The sequence below is a fragment of the Sphingomonas bacterium genome (genome assembly GCF_903643065.1).
In the GTDB taxonomy this organism is placed as follows: domain Bacteria; phylum Pseudomonadota; class Alphaproteobacteria; order Sphingomonadales; family Sphingomonadaceae; genus Sphingomonas.
Map to the genome: position 1 here is coordinate 1 of NZ_CAHJWX010000314.1, position 3574 is coordinate 3574.

Genomic DNA, 3574 nt, shown 5'->3' on the forward strand with positions numbered 1-3574 from the left:
GGCTCGGCTAGCCCCTCCCCTTCAGGGGAGGGGTTGGGGTGGGGCGTGTGTCCGGGCGCCTCCTCCCGATCGAGACGGCCCACCCCGGCCCGTCCCCTGAGCCGCAGGCGAGCGTAGCTCTACTGGAGGGGTGAACCAGCCCACCAAGCGCCTCCCCGGCGAACGCCGGAGCCCAGTGTCGGCGCAAGCCGCCGACCGGCGGCACCGCGACGTTCTGCCGATCCGGCTGGACCCCCGCCTTCGCCGAGTCGATCGTATAGTGTGCAAACACGGCTGGTCCGATGTTCGCATCTGCCCAGCAACAGCAGCGGCTTAGTCGCTCTCAAATCAGACGTTCACTCATCGGTGTACTTCACCGCTACGTTCTCATTCTACCGCGTGCGAAACTAGCAGAATTGCTTATGAGAATGCTGCTAGCAAATGCGAGCCCAATGATCAGATTAGCTGCAGCGCCGTCTGCGCCGGGCGGCGCCGAAGCCAGCCACCGATCATGAATAAGCCCGTCAGCATCACCGCCCAACTCGCTGGCTCGGGCACACTTGCGGTGTTGGTCGTGCGCAGGAGCGGGGTGAAGGTTACTTCGGTGCCGCCAGCTTGCCCAGGGCTAACATAGAATTGGAAGCTATCGGACACGAACTGCGTGCCTGGCAGGAACGTCCCAGACTCGGTGAAATCGCTCATGCCGGAGAAATAATCGATGCCGTTGGCAAGCGCGCCCAGATAGTAGGTCCCGTTACTGCCCGGGGCGAGGCCCACCGTCGCGAGCGTGTACGCAACGCCGTTCACCGTGCCGTCGAAGGCGGACAGCTTGAACATGCCATTCGCTTCGGTGACGGTGAAGGTGCCCGATGTCCGGCTGCCGCCCGAGAATCTGTAGCTGTAACTCTCGCCCGGCTGAACGGCGTTGATGCTGATCCCTCCCGCGAGGCCTGGGCTGAGATAATATTCGAAGGAGTCGTTGAACGGTCCCGTTCCCGGCATGAACGCTCCTGACTCGCTGAAGTCGTTCGAACCCGTGAAATAGTCGATGCCGTTCGCCAGCGCCCCCAAATAATAAGAGCCATTGCCGCCGGGCGCCAAGCCGACGGTCGATGTATCATAAGATACGCCGTTGACCTCGCCTATGAAAGACGAAAGAGTGTATGAGCCATTATCTTCCTTGACCGTAAAGGCGCCAGACGTTCGTTTCGGATCATCACTGGTGTAGGTATAGGCATAACTCTGGTTCGGCACCGTGAAGTTGACGCTGGTTCCACTCGCTTCACCTGACTTATTATAATACTGAAACGTATCACTGAAGGGACCATTGCCCGGCAGGAAGGCACCGGACTCGGTGAAGTCGTTGGCGCCTCTAAAATAGTCGATGCCGTTCGCCAGCGCGCCCAGATAATAGTAACCGTTGCTGCCGGTGGCGAGACCGACGGTGGCGGTCGTGTATGAGACGCCGTTCACCGTGCCGGCGAACTGCGAAAGATTGTACGTCCCGCCGGTGTTGGTGACGGTGAACGATCCGGCGGTGCCAACCGCCGTGCCCAAATAATTGTACGTGTAGCTCTGCGCCGAAGCCGCCGCTCCGCCGAGCGTGGCAAGCGCGCCACCCGCGAAAAATCCCATTCTGGTAGCAAGCCGCAACCGCCAGAACCGTACCATATTTCCCCCGTGCCGCCCTGCGTCGGATACGTTTACGCTGCGACCATAGGAAGCGCCAAAATTCTTCGCCAGCGCTTTCCGCAGGCGGACGTAGTCACCGGCGCGATCAGGTCCTGCTTGTTCACACATGATCGTCTTCGCCGGGAAGCACATTGCTTCAGCTTGGCTTGGCTCCCCAACACCTAGCCACCATCCCCCGAACCCGCCGCCCCCTCGCCCCGCGCGGCGATCAGCGGCATGCTGACCTCGATCCAGTCCGCCAGCGCGCGCACCCGCGCCTCCGCCTCGCGCCCGAGCGGCGTCAGGCTGTAGTCCACATGCGGCGGGACGGCCGCGCGGGCGACGCGGTCGACCAGGCCGTCGCCCTCCAGCCAGTGCAGCGTCTGCGCCAGCATCCGCTCGCTGACGCCCCCCACCGCGCGGCGCAGCTCGCCGAACCGGCGCGTGCCCTGCCCCAGCGCGATCAGCACCAGCACGCCCCAGCGGCTGGTAACGTGCCGCAACACCTCGCGCGACGGGCAGTCCGCCGCCATCAGGTCGCCGCGCAGCAGCTTGTCCGACAGCGAGGCGGGGGCGGGCCGGTTATTCTTCATCCTTACGCCGATGTGGGTACTTACGAACGGTAAGCAAGCGACTATCTGCCCGCCATCACCACAGGAGACCGACCATGACCATTGCAGTCACCGGCGCGAGCGGACAGCTCGGCCGCCTCGCCCTCGCCGCGCTCCAGTCGCGCATTCCGGCCGACCGGATCGTGGCGCTGGCCCGCGATCCCGCCAAGCTCGCCGACGCCGGCGTGGCGGCCCGCGCGTTCGACTATGACCGGCCCGAAGCGCTCGCGCCCGCGCTGGCCGGGGTGGAGACGCTGGTGCTGATCTCCTCGACGGAGGTCGACCGGCGCATCGCGCAGCATCGCGCGGTGATCGCCGCCGCCCGGGATGCCGACGTGTCCCGCATCCTCTACACCAGCCTGCTCCACGCCGACACGTCGCCGCTGTCGCTGGCGGAATCGCACTTGGCCGCCGAGGCCGATCTGCGCGCCTCGGGCCTGGGCTTCACCGTGCTGCGCAACGGCTGGTACAACGAGAATTACTTGCCCTCGATCCCGGCCGCGCTCGATCGGGGCGCGTTCGTCGGCGGCTCGGGCGACGGCCGCATCTCGGCCGCCGCGCGCGCCGACTATGCCGAGGCGATCGCCGCCGTGGCGACGGGCGATGGCCATGACGGCCGCACCTATGAGCTGGCGGGCGACGACGCCTTCACCCTCACCGAGCTCGCCGCCGAGCTGTCCCGCGCGACCGGCCGCGACATCCCCTATCGGAACCTGCCGGAGCCCGATTATGCCGCCGCGCTCGCCGCCAACGGCCTGCCAGAGGGCTTCGCGCGGATGATCGCGAGCTGGGAAGGCGGCATCGCCGGGGGCGCGCTGTTCGACGACGGGCGCCAGCTTTCCGGCTTGATCGGCCGCCCGACCACGCCGATGGCCGCGACGATCGCAGCCGAAGCGGCATAGGCGCGGACGAAGGACTCCAACACCGTGCAGACCCCAGACCCCGCCGCGCGGCGCTTTTCCGCCAACATCGTCCACGCCGCGCTCGCGCTCGGCGGGTTCGCGATCGGCACCACCGAGTTCGCGACGATGAGCCTGCTTCCCGCCTTCAGCCGGGGGCTGGGTGTCGACGCGCCCACCGGCGGCCATGTCATCAGCGCCTATGCGCTGGGCGTGGTCGTCGGCGCGCCCGTGCTCGCCGTCGTCGCCGCGCGGATGAGCCGGCGCACGCTGCTCGTCGTGCTGATGGCGTGGTTCGCGCTGGCGAACGGGCTCAGCGCGCTCGCGCCCAGCTTCGGCGCGCTGCTCGTGCTGCGCTTCCTGTCGGGCGTGCCGCACGGCGCCTATTTCGGCATCGCCGCGCTGGTCGCCGCC

Annotated in this window: 4 protein-coding genes; 2 read left to right on the top strand and 2 right to left on the bottom strand. The window is 66.8% G+C overall.

What is annotated here, in order from left to right; all coding sequences use genetic code 11:
• Positions 1-435: 435 nt before the first annotated feature.
• Both HUU95_RS11065 and HUU95_RS11070 read right to left on the bottom strand, forming a co-directional pair.
• Positions 436-1614, bottom strand: coding sequence for a PEP-CTERM sorting domain-containing protein (locus HUU95_RS11065; RefSeq protein ID WP_174280168.1), 1179 nt, complete (start codon positions 1612-1614; stop codon positions 436-438).
• A 218-nt stretch (positions 1615-1832) separates the two neighbouring features.
• A complete protein-coding gene (locus HUU95_RS11070) occupies positions 1833-2243 on the bottom strand; it encodes a winged helix-turn-helix transcriptional regulator (protein ID WP_174280169.1) in 411 nt (136 codons plus the stop codon).
• A gap of 74 nt (positions 2244-2317) precedes the next feature.
• On the opposite strand from HUU95_RS11070, the gene HUU95_RS11075 reads away from it, so the two are divergent.
• Positions 2318-3163: an SDR family oxidoreductase gene (locus HUU95_RS11075; protein ID WP_174280170.1), complete on the top strand. Its 846-nt coding sequence runs from the start codon at positions 2318-2320 to the stop codon at positions 3161-3163.
• 24 nt (positions 3164-3187) lie between these two features.
• The coding region (locus HUU95_RS11080) for an MFS transporter (RefSeq protein WP_254602752.1) at positions 3188-3574 on the top strand (387 nt) is incomplete at its 3' end.